The 18,886-nt window shown below is 57.4% G+C and carries 13 protein-coding genes; 11 read left to right on the forward strand and 2 right to left on the reverse strand.

The features are described 5' to 3' along the window. Positions 1 to 5 precede the first annotated feature (5 nt). On the reverse strand, positions 6 to 2,060 hold the full coding sequence (gene ppk1, locus Q0753_RS15550) for a polyphosphate kinase 1 (protein WP_298723204.1): 2,055 nt from the start codon (positions 2,058 to 2,060) through the stop codon (positions 6 to 8). Between the two features lie 77 nt (positions 2,061 to 2,137). Beyond that, a complete protein-coding gene (locus Q0753_RS15555; protein ID WP_298723207.1) occupies positions 2,138 to 2,638 on the reverse strand; it encodes an ACT domain-containing protein in 501 nt (166 codons plus the stop codon). A 166-nt stretch (positions 2,639 to 2,804) separates the two neighbouring features. On the opposite strand from Q0753_RS15555, the gene Q0753_RS15560 reads away from it, so the two are divergent. The 11 genes from Q0753_RS15560 to Q0753_RS15610 all read left to right on the forward strand — a co-directional run. Beyond that, positions 2,805 to 5,036 (forward strand): ABC transporter permease subunit, encoded by a 2,232-nt coding sequence (locus Q0753_RS15560; protein ID WP_298723210.1) that lies wholly within the window; start codon positions 2,805 to 2,807, stop codon positions 5,034 to 5,036. 14 nt (positions 5,037 to 5,050) lie between these two features. Beyond that, positions 5,051 to 6,700: a phosphate ABC transporter permease PstA gene (pstA, locus tag Q0753_RS15565; RefSeq protein ID WP_298723213.1), complete on the forward strand. Its 1,650-nt coding sequence runs from the start codon at positions 5,051 to 5,053 to the stop codon at positions 6,698 to 6,700. A 33-nt stretch (positions 6,701 to 6,733) separates the two neighbouring features. Beyond that, positions 6,734 to 7,552, forward strand: a complete 819-nt coding sequence (pstB, locus tag Q0753_RS15570; RefSeq protein ID WP_298723215.1) for a phosphate ABC transporter ATP-binding protein PstB — start codon at positions 6,734 to 6,736, stop codon at positions 7,550 to 7,552. A 14-nt stretch (positions 7,553 to 7,566) separates the two neighbouring features. Next, positions 7,567 to 8,271, forward strand: coding sequence for a phosphate signaling complex protein PhoU (phoU, locus tag Q0753_RS15575; protein ID WP_298723241.1), 705 nt, complete (start codon positions 7,567 to 7,569; stop codon positions 8,269 to 8,271). 365 nt (positions 8,272 to 8,636) lie between these two features. Beyond that, positions 8,637 to 10,814 (forward strand): malate synthase G, encoded by a 2,178-nt coding sequence (locus Q0753_RS15580; protein WP_298723218.1) that lies wholly within the window; start codon positions 8,637 to 8,639, stop codon positions 10,812 to 10,814. 208 nt (positions 10,815 to 11,022) lie between these two features. Then, the gene (locus tag Q0753_RS15585; RefSeq protein ID WP_298723221.1) at positions 11,023 to 12,408 is read left to right on the forward strand and encodes an MFS transporter; all 1,386 of its coding nucleotides are present in this window, start codon (positions 11,023 to 11,025) and stop codon (positions 12,406 to 12,408) included. Between the two features lie 118 nt (positions 12,409 to 12,526). Then, the gene (locus tag Q0753_RS15590) at positions 12,527 to 12,685 is read left to right on the forward strand and encodes a hypothetical protein (RefSeq protein ID WP_298723224.1); all 159 of its coding nucleotides are present in this window, start codon (positions 12,527 to 12,529) and stop codon (positions 12,683 to 12,685) included. A gap of 176 nt (positions 12,686 to 12,861) precedes the next feature. Next, the gene (epd, locus tag Q0753_RS15595) at positions 12,862 to 13,881 is read left to right on the forward strand and encodes an erythrose-4-phosphate dehydrogenase (protein WP_298723227.1); all 1,020 of its coding nucleotides are present in this window, start codon (positions 12,862 to 12,864) and stop codon (positions 13,879 to 13,881) included. Between the two features lie 32 nt (positions 13,882 to 13,913). Further along, positions 13,914 to 15,077, forward strand: coding sequence for a phosphoglycerate kinase (pgk, locus tag Q0753_RS15600; RefSeq protein ID WP_298723230.1), 1,164 nt, complete (start codon positions 13,914 to 13,916; stop codon positions 15,075 to 15,077). A gap of 68 nt (positions 15,078 to 15,145) precedes the next feature. Then, positions 15,146 to 16,225, forward strand: a complete 1,080-nt coding sequence (fbaA, locus tag Q0753_RS15605) for a class II fructose-bisphosphate aldolase (protein WP_298723233.1) — start codon at positions 15,146 to 15,148, stop codon at positions 16,223 to 16,225. Positions 16,226 to 16,442: 217 nt separating this feature from the next. Continuing rightward, the coding region (locus Q0753_RS15610) for a retention module-containing protein (RefSeq protein WP_298723238.1) at positions 16,443 to 18,886 on the forward strand (2,444 nt) is incomplete at its 3' end.

Consider the following 18,886-nt stretch of genomic DNA (forward strand, 5'->3'; position numbering starts at 1 on the left):
AAAAATTATCCCTCCAGGGCTTTCAGGTAGTCATAGATAGCGGCCTGGGAGCGGATTTTACGCCGGTTACCTCTGTCCACGTAATGGTTGTTCTGTGCCTGATCCAGCACCCGGGCCTTGGTGGTGTCGTTGAGCTGGATCTGCAGAATATCGATGATGCGGTCTTTCAGCACAGGATCCAGAATCGGGGTGGCCACTTCGATGCGAAAGTCGAGGTTGCGGGTCATCCAGTCGGCCGAGGAGAGATAGACCCGGGGCTGGCCATTGTTATGAAACACCAGTACGCGCGGGTGCTCCAGATGACGATCGACGATGCTGATGGCGCGAATATTATCGCTGACCCCGGGTACGCCGGGCTGCAGCGAGCACATGCCCCGCACGATAATATCGATATTGACGCCGGCCCGGCTGGCGCCATAGAGGCGGTTGATCAAGCCCTTGTCTACCAGGTTGTTGATCTTGAGGGTCAATGCAGCCGGCAGTCCCTGTTTGGCGTTGGCAATTTCGTTGTCGATCATGCTGTACAGGCTGCGTCGGGCATTGAGCGGCGACACCAGCAGGTGATTGAACTTGACCCGCCGATAAGGCTGGCGAATAAAATCGAATACCGCCGCCACCTCGTTGGTGATCTCGGGATTGGCGGTCAACAGCGAGAAGTCCGTATAGATTTTGGCGGTTTTTTCATTGAAGTTGCCGGTGCCGACATGGGCATATTGCACCAGTTGCTCTGCTTCCCGGCGGGTGACCAGACACAGCTTGGAATGCACCTTGAGACTGGGTACGCCAAATTCCACATCGATGCCGGCTTCGGTCATGGTCCTGGCCCACTCGATGTTGGCGGCCTCGTCGAAGCGGGCACGCAGTTCAATCACTACGGTGACCTTCTTGCCGTTGCTGGCCGCATCCATCAGTGAAGAGATGATGCGTGACAGGCTGGCCACCCGGTACACGTTCATCTTGATGCTGACCACCGCCGGATCGAACGACGCCTGACGCACGAATTCGGTGACGTGGCTGAAGCTGTGATAGGGAAAATACAGCAGAATATCGCGCCGGCGAATGGCGTCGAAGGAAGAGGGACTGTCGCGGAATTCCCGGCATTTGAGCGGCGGCAGCGGCTTGTTGACCAGGTGGCGGCGCCCGATATTGGGAAAGCCGATAAAATCCTTGAAGTTGTGATAACGCCCACCGGACATTACCGCATCGTGGCCCTGAATCTGCAGCTTGCGCACCAGGGTCTGCACCATTTCCGCCGGCATGTCCCGGTCGTGCACAAAGCGTACCGGCAGGGCGGTCAGCCGTTGTTTGAGGCCATCGCTCATCTTTTCGAGCAGGCTCTGATCGAGTTGATCGGACAGGTCGTATTCCGCATCCCGGGTCATCTTGAAGGAGTAGGCGTGAATGTCGTCATACTCGAAGAAACCGGCAAACAGGTCGTTCAGGCAAAGCCGAATCACGTTGTCCATGATGATGATGCTTTTTCGGCGCCGGCTCTTGCCCGGGGGCAGCACCACGAAGCGGGGCAGTACATCGGTGGGAATTTCCACCAGCGCGTAATGGCGTTCTTCGTTTTTTATCATGCCGACGCACAGGTAGGTATATTCATCCTTGAGGAAGCGAACCGGGTCGATGTCGGCGCGCAGAATGATGGGCGACAGATAGGCGCGAATTTCATTGTCGAAATAGCGTTTGGCCCAGGCTTCCTGATCGGGCTCGAGCTGAGACTCGTTGAGCAGAAAGATATTCTGTCGGGCCAGGGTGACGATCAGTTCCTTGTAGACTTCATCGAAGGTGTCGCCCAGGGTGATCACCTTTTGCTGAATATCGCGCAGCAGGGTGGCGGCACCATTGGTCTTGCCCTGATCCGCATCGATCATGATCTGGCGTTTGATGTCGGCGACCCGGACGCGAAAGAATTCGTCCTGATTATTGGAAAAAATACCCAGAAAGCGTACCCGCTCTATCAGGGGTACGCTTTTGTCCATGGCCTCCTGCAATACGCGCTCGTTGAACGACAGCCAGCTCAGTTCCTTTGGCAGATACCACTTGTCCGTACTCATCATTATTCCTGTCAGGCTGGTCAGATCATGTTTACCGCACCTTTTATGACAGATTCATGTGACACTTTTATTGCAACTCAAATGAGATCTATATCAACTACCAGATCATCGCTGAGGGCTTCCAGTCGCGTTTGCAAATCGTTCAGGGTCTGGCCGTGGGGCAGGGTGAGGGTACTGTTGGCCTCAAATAGCATGATGCCGGTAATCGGCGCCGGATGGCTGTCGGTCTTGAGGGTTTTTACGCTGATATTGAGCTGGTTCAGTATGTCGGTGACTTCATCGATGATGCCCAGCCGATCGTTGGCGGTGACCGTCAGCTTGAGCGTCTGCCCCTGCAGCGGCTGATGACTGCCTTCTACCAGCTGTACCTGAAAGTTGGGCAACTTGCCCAAAGCGTGACTCAGTGACTCTCTGTGCTCTTCCGGCACCCGTATTTCCACTATGCCGGCAAAGTAACCGGCCAGTTCGCTCATGGCGCTGGCCTGCCAGCTGCCGTGGTGTTGCTTGATAAGCGTGGCCAGTTGTTTGACCAGACCGGTTTTGTCGGGCCCTATCAGGGTGGCGACCAGAGTTTTCATGGGCTCTCTCCTTGTAAACATATACGGGTAAAAGGCATGACTGCCTGTTCAAGATAGATGGTTTCGATATTTTTTACCGCCATACAGCTCACGCTTCATGGATGTAACAATACTGTCATTTATCTGCCATATACTGAGCGCAACTGGACATTTATCGAGGTGACTGATGTCAACCGAAACCCAAACTCTGGCGCTGTCGGGCAGCCGCAGACGCTGGTTTAAAGACCGGCTGGCGCACATAGGCGTGACCACCGGTGGCATACTGGTGCTGGTGGCGCTGCTGCTGATCTTCTTCTACCTGCTGTATGTGGTGAAGCCGATTTTTGATGATGCCCGGGTCGAACCGGGCCAGGAATTCAGTCTGGTCGAGTCTGCCTCTTCCATGGGCAACACGGTACTGCTGGGCGTTGAAGAGCAAAATGAGCTGGTGTATCGCTTCAACGATCGGGGTGAGGTGAACTTCTATTCGATACCCGAAAAAGGCAAGCGTATTTACAGCGTTCAGGTAGAAGGTGACGTGACCAGTGTTGCCCGTAACACCGGCGACAAGATGGTGGCTTATGGGCTGAATGACGGCCGGTTCATGGTGCTGTCGCCCAAGTTCAACGTCAGTTACCCGGACAACATCCGTACCATCAAGCCCGAAGTGGTGTTCCCCTTCGGCGAACAGCCGCTGGTGCTGGATGAGCAACAACGCTCCCTGAGTCAGCTCAGCATAGCGCGCAACGGCGACGATCTTGCGGCTGCCGCGCTCACCGCTGACGGTACCGGCGTGCTGACCCGCTTTGCCGGCAAGGAAAACTTCATCACCGGCGAAGTTGAACTCACGCCGACTCAGGTGACGATTCCGGGCTTGCCCGAGCAGGTGGATCAGCTGTTGCTGACCCCGAACCTGCGCTTTTTGTTCGTGCGCAGCGCCAACGAGGTTTATATCTATGACGTACGCAACATCAACAAGCTGCGTCTGCGCAATGTACTGACCATGAACGCCGTTGGCGGCAACATCAGCAGTCTGAGCCTGCTGTCCGGTGGCAATTCGCTGCTGGTAGCCAACGACAACGGCAAGGTGTCCCAGTGGTTCGAGGTCACCCGTGACGGCAAGCGCGAGTTCACCTTTATTCGGGAATTCGAAGCCAACGGTGCCATCGAGCAGATAACGTCCGAAGTGAACCGCAAGGGGTTCATTACCGCCTCGAGCAACGGTAGCCTGGATATTTTCCATACTACCGGCGGCACGCGTCTGTTCTCCGAAAAACTGGCCGGTGACCAGGTGTCGGCGTTGGCGATATCGCCCCGTAATTCCATGCTGCTGTTGCTGGAAGGCAACACCCTGTCCACTTTCCATGTGGAGAATGAGCACCCGGAAGTGACCTGGCGCGCCATGTGGACCAAGGTATGGTACGAAGGCTATCCCGAGCCGCAGTATGTGTGGCAGTCCACCTCCGGTAGCAGCGATTTTGAGGCCAAACTGAGTCTGGTGCCCATCTCTTTCGGCACCATCAAGGCGGCCTTCTATGCGCTGTTGTTTGCGGTGCCTATCGCCGTTGCCGGTGCCGTTTATACCGCCTATTTCATGTCGTCGGGACTGCGCAAGGTGGTCAAGCCGACGGTGGAAATCATGGAAGCCCTGCCGACGGTGATTCTCGGTTTTCTGGCCGGTCTCTGGCTGGCGCCGCTGATCGAAACGCATCTGCCGGGCATGGTGATACTGCTGGTGATGCTGCCGCTGTCGATATTGCTGATGGCCTTTGTCTGGCATCACCTGCCCAAGCGCATCCGCAATGCGGTGCCCGAGGGCTGGCAGTGCATTCTGTTGCTGCCGCTGGTGGTCCTGGTGGGCTGGATGTCCTTTGCCTTCAGCCCCCTGGTGGAAACCGTGTTTTTCGGTGGCAATGCTCGCAGCTTTCTCACCAACGAGCTGGGCATCGGCTTCGATCAACGCAACTCCCTGGTAGTCGGTATCGCCATGGGCTTTGCGGTGATTCCGACCATCTTCTCCATTGCCGAAGACGCGGTGTTCTCTGTGCCCCGGCACCTGACCAACGGCTCGCTGGCGCTGGGTGCCACCACCTGGCAAACCCTGACCCGGGTGGTGATGCTGACCGCCAGCCCCGGTATTTTCTCGGCGGTGATGATGGGCCTGGGCCGGGCCGTGGGCGAGACCATGATAGTGCTGATGGCCACCGGCAATACCCCGGTGATGGATTTCAGCATCTTCAACGGCATGCGTACCCTGGCCGCCAATATCGCGGTGGAAATGCCGGAAGCCGAGGTCAACAGCTCTCATTATCGGGTCTTGTTTCTGGCGGCGTTCGTATTGTTTGTTTTCACCTTCTTGTTCAACACGGTCGCGGAGTTTGTTCGTCAGCGACTGCGTGACAAATACAGCTCAATGTAAGGGCGGGACGACTCATGAGAAAATGGTTTAAATCGGGAGCGCCCTGGATCTGGATGACCGGCGGCGCGGTCAGTATCAGCCTGGTAGCGGTGCTGGGGTTATTGTTGCTGATTGGCTGGCGTGGTCTGACGTTTTTCTGGCCGCATGCCATCTACGAATGGCAGGTCAGCTCGCCGGCCGGTGATCGTCAGACCGTCATCGGTGAAATTCATGATCGGGAAGTGGTGCCGGTGGCGCAGTTGCGCGGCGCAGGCCTGACACTGGAAGGCGTCACGTCCGAAACCCTGACCCGTTATCTGGTCAAGACCGGTAACCGGGAGTTTGTGCAGCTCGACTTTCGCTGGTTGCTGGAAACCGACATCGTTTCCCGCCAGGAGCCGACCGATGTGGTGGTGCTGGAGCGCTCTACTCACGGTAACTTCTATGGTTATGTCGAACGGGTGCTGGAAGGTGAACGGCCGGTGGCCGGCGAGGTGCGCGAGCAGCTCAAGCAGCGTATCGAGCGGGTAAGTGAACTGAACAGCCAGATGAAGTCCCTGCAGCGGGGCGAAATCGGCACCATCAACTTCGAGCTGGAAAAACTGCGTCTCAAGCAACGTCGACTGGAGCTGGACGGCGAGGCAACCGACGAGGCACTGGCCGAGATTCAGGCCGAAGAGCAACGGCTCAGAGCCGATTATCAGGTGCTGGAAAAGCAGCTGTTTTCCCTGCGTGAAGAAGCCCGCCGCGATAATGTGGTGGTGCGGGACATGCGAGGGGAAGAGGTCACGCTGTCATTGGGTCATGTGCTGGATGCCACCTGGCCCAACGACATGGGGCCGGTGGCCAAGGTACTGCACTGGTTCTCGCAAATCGGCAAGTTTGTCAGTGGCGAACCCCGTGAAGCCAATACCGAGGGCGGTGTGTTCCCGGCCATCTTCGGCACCGTGTTCATGGTGATACTGATGGCCATTATCGTGACCCCGCTGGGGGTGGTGGCGGCCATTTATCTGCACGAGTATGCGGGCAAGAACAACCTGACCAAGATTATCCGCATTGCGGTGATCAACCTGGCGGGGGTGCCGTCCATCGTGTACGGGGTATTCGGCCTGGGATTCTTCGTCTACATGGTGGGGGGATCGCTCGATCAGCTGTTTTATCCCGAGTCGCTACCGACACCGACCTTTGGTTCGCCCGGCGTATTGTGGTCGGCATTGACGCTGGCCATTCTGACCCTGCCGGTGGTGATTGTGTCTACCGAAGAAGGGCTGTCGCGAATTCCGAGCGCGGTACGCCAGGGCTCGCTGGCGCTGGGCGCCACCAAGGCGGAAACCCTGTGGCGCATCGTGATCCCCATGGCCAGCCCGGCCATCATGACCGGTCTTATTCTGGCGATTGCCAGGGCGGCGGGTGAAGTGGCGCCATTGATGTTGGTGGGGGTGGTGAAGCTGGCGCCCAGCCTGCCGGTAGATGGTAACTTCCCCTACCTGCATGTGGAGCGTAAATTCATGCACCTGGGCTTTCATATTTACGATGTGGGTTTTCAGAGCCCCAACGTCGAGGCGGCGCGACCACTGGTTTACGCCACCTCCTTCCTGCTGGTGACGGTGATTGTCGGTCTTAACCTGACCGCTATCGGTATTCGTAATCACCTGCGTGAAAAATTCCGCTCTCTTGATCAGTAAGTTCAGGGCAGCCCATCATTTTGAGGTAATAAGATGATTAATGTAGCAACCACCATGAACGAGGATGCGACCCTCGATCTCGGCAAACTGACCGACGAGCAGACGGCGCTTAAGATCCGTGACCTCAACCTGTTCTACGGCAGCAAGCAGGCGCTGTTCAACGTGGACATGAACATTGCCAAGGGCCAGGTGACCGCCTTTATCGGGCCGTCGGGCTGTGGTAAATCGACGCTGCTGCGCTGTATCAACCGCATGAACGATCTGGTGGACAACTGCCGCATCGACGGCGAAATTCTGCTGCACGATCAGAACATTTACGGCAAGGGCGTGGATGTGGCGGCCCTGCGTCGGCAGGTCGGCATGGTATTCCAGCGGCCCAATCCGTTCCCCAAGTCGATTTACGAGAACGTGGTCTACGGCCTGCGGCTGCAGGGCATCAATGACCGTCGTCGTCTGGATGAGGCGGTAGAGCGCTCATTGCGCGGCGCGGCGCTGTGGGATGAGGTCAAGGATCGTCTGCACGAAAACGCCTTTGGTCTGTCGGGCGGTCAGCAGCAGCGACTGGTGATTGCCCGGGCCATTGCCATTGAGCCGGAAGTGTTGCTGCTGGATGAACCGACCTCGGCGCTGGATCCGATCTCGACCCTGGTGATTGAAGAGCTGATCAGCACCCTCAAGCAACAGTTCACCGTGGTGATCGTGACTCACAACATGCAGCAGGCGGCGCGGGTATCGGATCATACCGCCTTCATGTACATGGGCGAGCTGATAGAATATACCGATACCAATACCCTGTTCACGACGCCGTCCAGGAAAAAGACCGAAGATTATATTACCGGGCGCTACGGTTAAGGAGCACAGCGATGATGGACAATAACAATCTCAAGAAACACATTTCCGGCCAGTTCAATACCGAACTGGAAGGTGTCCTGAACCAGGTGCTGGTGATGGGCGGTCTGGTAGAGCAACAGCTGACCGACGCCATTACCGCCATCCACAAGCAGGATCTGGACATGGCCCGGCAGATAGTGGCCAATGATCACAAGGTGAACGGCCTCGAGGTGCAGATCGACGAAGACTGCACGCGAATCATCGCCAAACGCCAGCCGGCGGCCTCTGACTTGCGACTGGTACTGGCGATCATCAAGACCATTACCGATCTGGAACGCATCGGCGATGTGGCCAAACGTATCGGCATGATGCTGCTGGATAACGCCAACAAGAAGCAGCCACCGCTGGTGTCGATGGAAAACATGGGGCGGCGTACCGTCAAGATGCTGCATGACGCGCTGGATGCCTTTGCCCGCATGGACGTGGAAGCGGCGATAGAAGTACACAAGGAAGACTCCAAGGTCGATCGGGAATATGAGTCGATCATTCGCGAACTGATGACCTTCATGATGGAAGATCCGCGTTCTATCCCGCATGTGCTGAATGTGCTCTGGTGCGCGCGCTCGCTGGAACGGGTAGGGGATCGGGTACAGCATATCTGTGAATACATCATTTATTTCGTCAAGGGCAAGGATGTGCGTCACACCAGCGACGAAGACATTCACAGCATGCTCGATTGATAATAAACGATTGTTTCAGCTCGGCCGAGCTTGCTTTTCGGTTGCTTGAAAACGCGCATTGGCGCGTTTTTTTGTGCGAGCCGTATAGCCAGGATCGTCTTGCCATAATCCTGCTCAGGACAGCGCCTGCGGCAGAGGTGGATGAACTTAACCGGAGCTCTGTGGACATTTATATCATTGAATTATATGTAATATTATAAAACAAATGACTTTTTATGCACAATTTGTAAAGATCATGTGAGTACTCATTGCAATTCCACTTTGCCTCTGCCTCCCTTCACGAGGTAAACTGTCGCTCCCAAGCGATTAGGGTTAGTGATCGGTCTTAAACATAACTACTGACAACTAGAATAGAAGAAGCAACTATGACGGAACGTACTCACCTCGGCACTTTGCAAGTCGCTACCGTTCTTCATGATCTGGTAGTAAATGAAATCATCCCCGGTACTGGCGTTGAGCCGGCCGACTTCTGGGCCGGTATGGAACAGATCGTTAACGATCTGGCTCCGAAGAACCGTGCTCTGCTGGAAAAACGGGATCAGCTGCAACAGCAAATCGACCAATGGCACCAGGCCCATGCCGGCCAGACCTTCGATGCGGCGACCTACAAGCAGTTTCTGACCGACATCGGTTATCTGCTGCCGGCCGTTGACGATTACAAGGTCACCACCACCAACGTGGATGCCGAACTGGCAACCCTGGCAGGTCCTCAGCTGGTAGTACCGGTCAACAATGCCCGTTACTGCCTGAACGCCGCCAACGCACGTTGGGGCAGCCTGTACGACGCCCTGTATGGCAGCGACGCCATTCCCGAAACCGATGGTGCCGAAAAAACCAAGGCATTCAATCCGCGCCGTGCCGAAAAAGTCATCGCCTGGGGCCGCAACCTGCTGGATCAGGCCGTACCGCTGGCCAATGGCAGCCACGCCGATGCCACCGGCTATCGGGTCGTTGATGGTCAGCTGCAGGTCACCCTGGTAAACGGTGAGACAACCACTCTGGCCGACGCCGACAAGTTTGCCGGTTACAATGGCGACTCCGCTACTCCGGCCGCCGTACTGGTGCGTAACAACGGCCTGCACATCGAACTGCAGTTCGATGCCGGCAACCCGGTTGCCCAGCTGGACAAGGCCGGTATCAAGGATCTGATCGTTGAAGCCGCGCTGTCCACCATCATGGACTGTGAAGACTCCGTTGCCGCCGTTGACGCCGAAGACAAGGTCGGTGTGTATCGCAACTGGCTGGGCCTGATGAAAGGTACCCTGACCCAGACGGTACAGAAAGGCGACAGGGAAATCGTTCGCAGCCTGAACCCGGATCGCGAATACCTGAGCCCCCAGGGTGAAAAATTCAGCCTGCACGGCCGCAGCCTGTTGTTCGTGCGTAACGTGGGTCACCTGATGACCAACGAAGCGGTGCTGGACAAAGACGGTAACGAAGTGCCGGAAGGCATTATCGACGGCCTGGTAACCTGTCTGATCGCTATTCACGATCTGAAAGGCAACGGCACCGTTAAAAACTCCCGTACCGGCAGCGTTTATATCGTTAAGCCCAAGATGCACGGTCCGGAAGAAGTGGCCTTTGCGGTGGAGCTGTTCGAGCGCGTCGAGCAGGTACTGGGTCTGGCCAGGAATACCCTGAAAGTGGGTATCATGGACGAAGAGCGCCGTACCAGTGCCAACCTGAAAGCCTGTATCTATGAGGCTCGCGAACGTGTTGTGTTCATCAACACCGGCTTCCTGGACCGTACCGGTGATGAAATTCACACCAGCATGGAAGCGGGCCCCGTGGTACGCAAGGGCAACATGCGCAAGCAAGCCTGGATCAGCGCCTACGAAAACAACAACGTAGACATCGGTCTGGCTGCCGGCCTGCAGGGCAAGGCACAAATCGGCAAGGGCATGTGGGCCATTCCCGACAACATGGCCACCATGCTGGAGACGAAAATCGTACACCCGCTGGCCGGTGCCAACACCGCCTGGGTACCGTCCCCGACGGCTGCCGTACTGCATGCTACCCATTATCATCAGGTGAACGTGAAGGCGCGTCAGGATGAGCTGAAGTCCCGCAAGCCCGCCAGTCTGGATGACCTGCTGACCATTCCTCTGCTGACCCGGGCCGACAAAGACGCCCTGACTGCAGAAGAGATCCAGAACGAGCTGGATAACAACGCTCAGGGTATTCTGGGTTACGTGGTTCGCTGGATTGATCAGGGTGTGGGTTGTTCCAAGGTGCCGGACATCAACGATGTTGGCCTGATGGAAGACCGCGCTACGCTGCGTATTTCCGCTCAGCACATCGCCAACTGGCTGCGTCACGGCATTCTGAGCAAGGAACAGGTGATGGAGTCCATGCAGCGCATGGCCGGCATCGTCGACCAGCAGAACGCCGCCGACCCGCTGTATAGCAAGATGGCGCCGGGCTTCGATGGTATCGCCTTCGAAGCCGCCTGTGCCCTGGTATTCGAGGGTACTACTCAACCCAGCGGTTATACCGAACCCCTGCTGCACGCGTATCGTCGCAAGCTGAAAGCCCAGGGCTGATACTTTCCCTGCTGCTGACAAGCTGCTGCTAAAAATCCCCGGCCAGTCCGGGGATTTTTTTGCCTGTTCGCCGCTCAAAAAACTCATGAGCCCATGTTTTATAATCGTGATCGAAGCCGGATAAAAAAGTGTATCTTTGCTGTTAACCATGGGGGTTTCCTGTCAATCTGACGGCAACCTCATCCAGTTATTTTCACAGCGGTCGTTCATGATCAAACGTCTGGTTATCTCGCTTTCTGCCCTGATTTTCAGTGTGTTCCTGTTGATGGGGGGGAACACCTTCGTCATGACCCTGCTCGGGGTAAATCTGGGGCTCAGGGGGGTTGAGCCGACGCTGATCGGCAGCATCATGGTGTGTTATTCGGTGGGTTTTGTACTCGGCTCCCTGTATGGCCCCCGGGTGATCAAGCGGGTGGGTCATATTCGAGCCTTTGCCGTGTTCAGTGCCTTTCTGGCCAGCTCCACCCTGATTTTTCCGTTGACCGACAGCATCTGGGTGTGGGCGCTGTTGCGTGCCTTTGCGGGCATCGCGGTCGCCGGCAGCTTTGTGGTGATTGAAAGCTGGTTCAGTGCCGTGGCCACCAATGAATACCGGGCGACGCTGTTTTTTACCTATCAGATTTGTACCTATCTGGCGGCAACCGCCGGCCAGTTGCTGATTGGCCTGACCGATCCGGCGGCCTTTGTGCCCTTTACCCTCGGGGCCATCGTGCTGACCGCCGCATTGGTGCCGCTGTCGCTGAGCCGGGTAGAAGCGCCAACCATAGAGCACAATGAGCGCATCAGCGTGAAAGCCATTATCAAGGATGCGCCGGTAGGACTACTGGCGGCCTTGTGCTGCGGCGTCCTGATCAGCAGCTTCTATTCGATGGCGCCTGTTTATGCCATTGAGGTTGGATTACCGGTGAACCAGTTGTCTTATTTCATGGCGGCTTCGGTCTTTACCTTTATTTTGTTCGCCTGGCCACTGGGCCGGTTATGTGATCGGCTGGATCGCAGCAAAATCATGGTCTGGCTCAATACCATGGTGGTTGGCAGTGCCCTGGGCGTGGTGTTTATGGGTCACATGAATCTCTGGTTACTGATCGGCTTTTCTTCACTCTATATGGGCATGGTGGCCGCTATCTATCCGGTGGCGGTGGCGATCACCAACGACCGCATCGAGGCTCATCATATCGTGGCGGCCAGCACCACCCTGTTGCTGAGTTACGGTCTGGGCAGCACCCTTGGGCCGCTGTTCAGCTCCAGCATGATGACCTGGCTCGGCGCGCAGGGGCTGTATTACGGTTGTGCGGGGGTGGCGCTGCTGCTGGGAACCTATACCTGGATCTGGCAGTGGCGCAGTACCTCGGTGCCGGTGCAGGAGCAGGCCCACTATATTCAGACCCCGGCGGAAACGGCCGGTATCATTGTCGAGCTGGATCCTCGAAACGAAGAATTTGTGGATGTGCCGATGGAAGAGGTGTTCCCGTATCTGGAAGCCGAGGAAATTGCCGAAGCGCAGGCCAGCCAGATGGAGCTGGACTTGTCCGAGCCTGAGCCCGAATCCCGGCCGGAGGCCGAGGTAGAAGAGCCATTGCTGGTGCCGCACTGAGTTGCGACAGCATCACAGCTGTTATGCAGCACTGCTTATTCCGTCATAAAACCGTCAACCGGGGATGCTAGCGTGTAACGACCAACTTGAACTTTGTTGCATCAGCGAGGACAAGATCATGGATTATACGCCGCAGATAATACCCCACCTGTCGTTACCGCCTTGCCTGTCGGCGGCGGATGACTGTTACCCGGCGCAGTTGCTGCGCTGGTTGCAGCACCAGGCCGACAACTCCCTTCAGGCCGACCGGCGAGAAATCGAGCTGGAAGGCGTTTGATCCCCCCGTTTTGATGACTTCCCCGGCGGCCCAGGCGCCGGGGTTTTCCTTTTTAGGGCGCCATCACTTACCCAGCCATTCCCCTTGGTTTCAATCCCCGTTAGACTTGTGCCTGACTTGAGTACCGGAAGGGACATGCCCGGTGCTGCCATTATGCCCAGCAGGAACAAGTGTAAATGATTCGACTCGCCATCAACGGCTACGGCCGCATCGGACGCAGTGTATTACGGGCTTTTTACGAACGTGATCTGCACCGGTATATGAAGATCGTCGCCATTAACGAACTGGCCGAGCCAGACGCCATGGCCCACCTGACCCGCTACGACTCCAGCCACGGACGCTTCGGTCGGGAAGTGACGCTGTTGCCGGGTGCCTTTGAAATTGAAGACGATATCATTCGCCTATGCCATGAGCCCGATCCTGCCCGCTTGCCCTGGGCCGAGCTGGGCGTCGACTTGGTGCTGGAATGCACCGGCGTTCTGTCCAGCCGGGCCGATGCCCGGTTGCACCTGCAGGCCGGCGCCAAAAAGGTGCTGTTCTCCCACCCGGGTGACAACGACCTGGACGCCACCATCGTTTATGGCGTCAATCATCAGCAACTGACCGGTAACGAGACCATCGTCTCCAACGCCTCCTGTACCACCAACTGCGTGGTACCGGTGATCGAGACGCTGCACCGGGAGTTCAATATCAAATGCGGCAACATCACCACCATTCACTCGGCGATGAACGATCAACAGGTGATTGATGCCTATCATGCCGATCTGCGCCGCACCCGCGCCGCCAGCCAGTCGATCATTCCGGTAGACACCAAGCTGGCCAAGGGCGTTGAGCGCATACTGCCGCACTTTGCCGGCAAGTTCGAGGCCATTTCGGTGCGAGTGCCCACCATCAACGTGACCGCCATGGATCTGAGTGTGATTGTGGAGCATCCGGTCACGGTCGAAGCGGTCAACCGGGTATTGCGCGAAGCCGCCGCCGGGCCGCTCAAGGGCATTCTCGGCTACACCGAGGCACCGCTGGTGTCGGTGGATTTCAATCACGATCCCCATTCGTCCATCATCGATGGCACCCAGACCCGAGTCAGTGACGCCAACCTGATCAAGATGCTGATGTGGTGTGATAACGAATGGGGCTTTGCCAATCGCATGCTGGATACCAGCCTGGCCTGGCTCAAGCCGGCCGACCTGTTTTAACAACACTAAAAATGCAATATAGAGGACGCCTTATGTCTGTCATCAAAATGAATGAACTCGACTTGTCCGGCAAGCGGGTGCTGATCCGTGCCGATTTGAACGTGCCGATCAAAAACGGCGTCGTCGGCTCCGATGCCCGTATTCTGGCGTCACTGCCCACCATTGAAACGGCGCTGGCTCAAGGCGCCCAGGTCATGGTGACTTCTCACCTCGGACGCCCCACCGAAGGTGAATATGCCGACGAGTTCTCGCTGCAACCGGTGGTGGATTATCTGCAGCAGGCGCTGTCTGTGCCGGTGCGTCTGGCCAAAGATTACCTGGACGGCGTAGCGCTGGCGGCCAATGAACTGGTAGTTTTGGAAAACGTGCGCTTCAACAAAGGCGAGAAAAAAGACGACGAGACCCTGTCTCGCCAGTACGCCGCCCTTTGTGATGTGTTCGTGATGGATGCCTTCGGTACCGCCCACCGGGCCCAGGCCTCCACCCATGGCGTGGCCAAGTTTGCCCCCGTAGCCTGCGCCGGCCCCTTGCTGTCTGCCGAGCTGGACGCCCTGGCCAAGGCGCTGGATAATCCGGCCCGGCCGTTGGTGGCGGTAGTGGGCGGCTCCAAGGTATCTACCAAGCTGACCGTACTGGAATCCCTGTCCGGCATCGCCGATCAGCTGGTGGTGGGTGGCGGTATCTCCAATACCTTTGTGGCAGCAGCCGGTCACAACGTGGGCAAGTCATTGTATGAAGCCGACCTGATCCCCGAAGCCAAGCGACTGATGGCCAAGTGTGACATTCCGCTGGCGACCGACGTACGCACGGCCACCGAATTTTCCGACACCGCAGCGGCGACCCTGAAGAATGTGTCCGAGGTGAACGATAACGAGCAGATCCTGGATTTGGGTGACGAGTCTGCCGAGCAACTGGCCGAGATCCTGAAAAATGCCAAGACCATCATCTGGAACGGCCCCGTGGGGGTATTCGAGTTTGAAAATTTCCGCCGTGGCACCGAGATTGTGGCCCAGGCCATTGCCGAGAGCGACGCCTTCTCCATCGCCGGTGGTGGTGACACCCTGGCGGCCATCGACTTGTTCGGTATCAAGGACCAGATTTCCTATATCTCTACCGGTGGCGGCGCCTTCCTGGAGTTTGTAGAAGGCAAGACGCTGCCGGCGGTGGCCATGCTTGAGCAACGCGCGCGTGGCTAACCCGGGTTATTGATTCAAATCGGCCGGCACGGGTTGCCGGCCGAACGCTTTCCAACAGGAGCAAGATAATGTCTCAGAAGATTTTAGATGTGGTGCAGCCAGGTGTGGTTTGCGGCGACGATATGCAGAAGATTTTTGCCATCGCCAAGGAACAGGAATTTGCCCTGCCGGCGGTGAACGTGGTGGGTACCGAGTCGGTAAATGCGGTGATGGAAGCTGCCGCCAAGGTCAAGGCCCCGGTGGTAGTACAGTTTTCCAACGGCGGCGCCGCCTTTTTTGCCGGCAAGGGTCTGAAGCTGGAAGGCCACCAGGCTGCCATTCTGGGTGCCATTTCCGGTGCGCGTCATGTGCATGCGTTGGCCGAAGCCTACGGCGTGCCGGTTATTCTGCATACCGACCATGCGGCCAAGAAGCTGCTGCCCTGGATTGACGGCCTGCTGGATGCCGGCGAGAAGCACTTTGCCGAAACCGGCAAGCCGCTGTTCAGCTCACACATGATCGACCTGTCGGAAGAAAGCCTGGAAGAAAACATCGAGATCTGTGCCCGATATCTGGCGCGCATGAGCAAGATTGGCATGACTCTGGAAATCGAACTGGGTTGCACCGGCGGTGAAGAAGACGGCGTCGACAACACCGGCATGGACAGCTCGCTGCTGTATACCCAGCCGGAAGACGTGGCCTATGCCTACGAAAAACTGAGCGCCATCAGCGACAAGTTCACCATTGCGGCCTCTTTCGGTAACGTGCACGGGGTATACAAGCCGGGCAACGTCAAGCTGACGCCGCAGATCCTGGATAACTCCCAGAAGCATGTGTCCGAAAAATTCGGTTTGCCGGCCAAGTCGCTGAACTTCGTGTTCCACGGTGGATCCGGCTCTTCTGCCGAAGAAATCAAGGAGTCCATCGGTTACGGTGTGATCAAGATGAACATCGACACCGACACCCAGTGGGCAACCTGGGCCGGCGTGATGGCGTATTACAAGGACAAGCAGGATTACCTGCAGGGTCAGATCGGCAACCCGGACGGTGACGACAAGCCCAACAAGAAATATTACGACCCGCGAGTGTGGCTGCGTGAAGGCCAGAACAGCATGATTGCTCGCCTGGAGCAGGCCTTCAAAGAGCTGAATGCGGTTGACGTGTTGTAACGAGTTAATTTTTTTACCTTTTCAAAATACCGGCCTTGTGCCGGTATTTTTGTTTTACCCGATAACGGTATGGGGTAAAACTGAGCATTCATTCTAAAAAATAGAAATGACAGGGTGAAGACTCGTAGGAATACTTCGATAAAACAGGATAGAAGGCTTCAATCGCGACCTATAAGATTGTAGTCATAAAAAATCGTATCCGTCACGGGAGTGAAACATGGCACAAGTGCAACAGGCAGCAACGATCACCGTTTTGGTCGGTAAGGCTTTCATGCTGAATGAAGGCGGTGACAAAGTGGCTTTGAAGCAGGGTGATATGCTTCCTCCCGGCAGTGTCATCATGACAGAAGCGGGCAGCAATCTGGTCGCCATGGGTGATGATTTCAGGTTGCAGTTGAATGAAAACAGCCTGACGGAAATTCCCAGAGAGCAGCTCGAACTGGCGTCTGCTCCTCCTGTATTGAGTAGCGCCGAAGAGGATGTTGCCGCCATGCAGGCTGCCATTCTCCAGGGCCAGGATCCTACCCAGGCCTTTGAAGCTGCGGCCGCAGGCCTGACACAGAATGTATCCAGCAGTATCGGCAGTCTGGACGGCAGCGGTAATGGCGGCTTTGTGCAGATTTTTCGTACCGGAGACAGCCGGATTGCCGAAGCCGGATTTGATACCGGTGTGGCTCAGGATACGTTTGAAAATGAACAACCGGAGCAAGGAGCAGAAGGCAGCGGAACGGTTCCACGCAATGCTGTGATCACCTTGAGTACGTCCGATACGGTGACAGAGGGTGGCCTTATTACCGTTTTTGCCAATGTGGATATTGCCTCAGATACCGAGCTGCAAATTACCCTGAACAACGGTCAGATTATTATTATTCAGGCTGGTGAAACGGCAGGTAGCGTGACGTTTGAAAGTCGCCCCGATGATACCTATGCACAAGGCGACGAAACTCTGAACCTGGGCATCAGTAATGTGCAGGGGGGGAATTACGATACCCTCGATACCAGCTCAACGACCCAGACTACCCAGCAGGATGATGCCGACGTCACTACCGTGACCCTGACGGCGCCGGAGCAGGTGACCGAAGGCGAGGCCATCACCATTACCGCGACGGTCGATCGGGCGCCGGCAACGGATCTGATCCTGACCCTGAGCAACGGGGAAACCATCACCATCGCGGCCGGTGAGACCGCCGGTAGCGTCAGCTTTGACAGCCGCGCGGACGACGGCTTCAACCAGGCGGACGGCACGGTGGGCGTGAGCATCACCGGCAGCACGGGCGGCAACTTCGAGAGCCTGAACACCAGCAGCACCGCCAGCACGCAGGTGGTGGATGATGCCGACGTCACCACCGTGACCCTGACGGCGCCGGAGCAGGTGACCGAAGGCGAGTCCATCACGATTACCGCGACGGTCGATCGGGCGCCGGAAACGGCGTTGACCTTGACCCTGAGCAACGGTGCAACCATCGTGATTGCGGCCGGCGAGACCGCAGGCAGCGTCAACGTTGCCAGTCGTTCGGACGATGGTTTCAACCAGGCGGACGGCACGGTGGCCGTGAGCATCACCGGCAGCACGGGCGGCAACTTCGAGAGCCTGAACACCAGCAGCACCGCCAGCACCCAGGTGGTGGACGATGCCGACGTCACTACCGTGACCCTGACAGCACCGGAGCAGGTAACCGAAGGCGAGGCCATCACCATTACGGCGACGGTCGATCGGGCCCCGGCAACGGATCTAACCCTGACCCTGAGCAACGGGGACATCATCACCATCGCGGCCGGTGAGACCGCCGGCAGCGTCAGCTTTGACAGCCGCGCGGACGATGGCTTCAACCAGGCGGACGGCACGGTGGCCGTGAGCATCACCGGCAGCACGGGCGGCAACTTCGAGAGCCTGAACACCAGCAGCACCGCCAGCACCCAGGTGGTGGACGATGCCGACGTCACTACCGTGATCCTGACAGCACCGGAGCAGGTAACCGAAGGCGAGGCTATCACCATTACCGCCACGGTCGATCGGGCGCCGGAAACGGCGTTGACCCTGACCCTGAGCAACGGGGAAACCATCAACATCGCGGCCGGCGAGACCGTCGGCAGCGTCAGCTTTGATAGTCGTCCGGACGATGGCTTCAACCAGGCAGACGGCACGGTAGGCGTGAGCATCACCGGCAGCACGGGCGGCAACTTCGAGAGCTTGAACACCAGCAGCACCGCCAGCACCCAGGTGGTGGATGATGTCGACGTCACCACCGTGACCCTGACGGCGCCGGAGCAGGTGACCGAAGGCGAGGCCATCACCATTACCGCCACGGTCGATCGGGCCCCGGCAACGGATCTAACCCTGACCCTGAGCAACGGGGACATCATCACCATCGCGGCCGGTGAGACCGCCGGCAGCGTCAGCGTTGCCAGTCGTCCGGACGACGGCTTCAACCAGGCGGACGGCACGGTGGCCGTGAGCATCACCGGCAGCATGGGCGGCAACTTCGAGAGCCTGAACACCAGCAGCACCGCCAGTACACAGGTCGTGGATGATACGGACACCACGACGCTGACGTTCGATAACATCACCGTCGCCGAAGGCAGCGGCACCGCCACCGTGACCGGCACCCTGAGCCAGCCGGCGGGCACGGCCTTCACCGTGACCCTGAGCAACCAGGCGAC

The sequence above is a fragment of the uncultured Oceanisphaera sp. genome, from assembly GCF_947495715.1.
Taxonomy (GTDB): Bacteria; Pseudomonadota; Gammaproteobacteria; order Enterobacterales; family Aeromonadaceae; genus Oceanimonas; species Oceanimonas sediminis.